The sequence below is a fragment of the Herbaspirillum sp. VT-16-41 genome, assembly GCF_001994935.1.
Taxonomy (GTDB): domain Bacteria; phylum Pseudomonadota; class Gammaproteobacteria; order Burkholderiales; family Burkholderiaceae_D; genus Herbaspirillum; species Herbaspirillum frisingense.
In genome coordinates this window covers 1-1,351 of record NZ_MUXB01000165.1, presented here as the reverse complement: position 1 = coordinate 1,351, position 1,351 = coordinate 1, and the positions used below count along the sequence as shown (strand labels likewise).

Below are 1,351 nucleotides of genomic sequence, written 5' to 3'. Positions count from 1 at the left end.
GTCAGCTTGCCATCCGGCTTGGGATAGGCGATCGGCGCAAAGTCGGCGGCCGGGCGCAGGCATTCGTGGTCGGCATGCGTGTGGCGCAGGGTCCAGGGGGCCTTGCCACCGAACAGTACCTGATCGATGCCCACCAGCAGCGTGCCGGCCACCAGGCCCTTGCTCATCGAGGGCTTGAAGTTGCGGGCCTTGTGCAGTTCTTCCTTCAGCCAGGAGGCCTCGAAAGCGGCCGGGTAGGCCGACAGCTCGTCGGACTGGCGATTCTCACCCAGGGCATTGAATGCCGCATCCGCTGCCAGCATGCCGCTCTTGATCGCCGCATGGCTGCCCTTGATGCGTGAGGCATTGAGGAAGCCGGCATCGCAACCCAGCAGCGCACCACCGGGGAACACCAGCTTGGGCAAGGATTGCACGCCGCCGGCGGTGATCGCGCGGGCGCCGTAGGAGAGGCGTTTGCCACCTTCGAAGAACTTGCGGATTTCCGGATGGGTCTTGTAGCGCTGGAATTCCTCGAATGGCGACAGGTAGGGATTCTGGTACGCCAGGCCGACCACGTAGCCCACGGCCACCTGGTTGTTGTCCAGATGATAGAGGAAGGAACCTCCGTAGGTATCATTGGAGAGCGGCCAGCCGGCGGTGTGGACCACCAGGCCGGGCTGGTGCACTTCCGGCTTCACTTCCCACAGTTCCTTGATGCCGATGGCATAGGTCTGCGGATCGCGGTCGGCATCCAGCTTGTATTTCGCGATCAACTGCTTGCCCAGGTGGCCGCGCGCACCTTCGGCGAAGAAGGTGTATTTGGCGTGCAGTTCCATGCCCAGCTGGAATTCGGGACCGGGTTCGCCCTCCTTGTTGATGCCCATGTTGCCAGTAGCTACGCCCTTGACCGAGCCATCCTCGTGGTAGAGCACTTCGGCAGCGGGGAAGCCCGGGAAGATTTCCACGCCCAGCGCTTCGGCCTGCTGGCCCAGCCAACGCGTGACGTTGGAGAGCGAAATCACATAATTACCATGGTTCTGGAAGCAGGCCGGGAGCAGCCAGTTCGGCGTCTTGTAGGCCTTGTCGGCCGAGAGGAAGAGGAAGCGGTCTTCGGTCACCGGCGTGTCCAGTGGCGCGCCTTGCTCCTTCCAGTCAGGGATCAGCTCGCTCAGCGCACGCGGGTCCATCACGGCGCCTGAGAGGATATGGGCGCCGACTTCGCTGCCTTTTTCCAGCACGCAGACCGAGACCTCGCGATGTTGCTGGGTAGCCAGTTGCTTGAGGCGGATCGCTGCCGACAGCCCGGCTGGACCGCCGCCGACGATGACCACGTCGTATTCCATGGATTCGCGAGGGCCGTATTGTGCGAGCA

The 1,351-nt window shown here is 63.2% G+C and carries 1 protein-coding gene; it reads right to left on the bottom strand.

Features of this window, described 5'->3' with window-relative positions:
* Positions 1–1,351: NAD(P)/FAD-dependent oxidoreductase (locus BTM36_RS24450; protein ID WP_217349628.1), on the bottom strand; the 1,351-nt coding region annotated here is incomplete at both ends.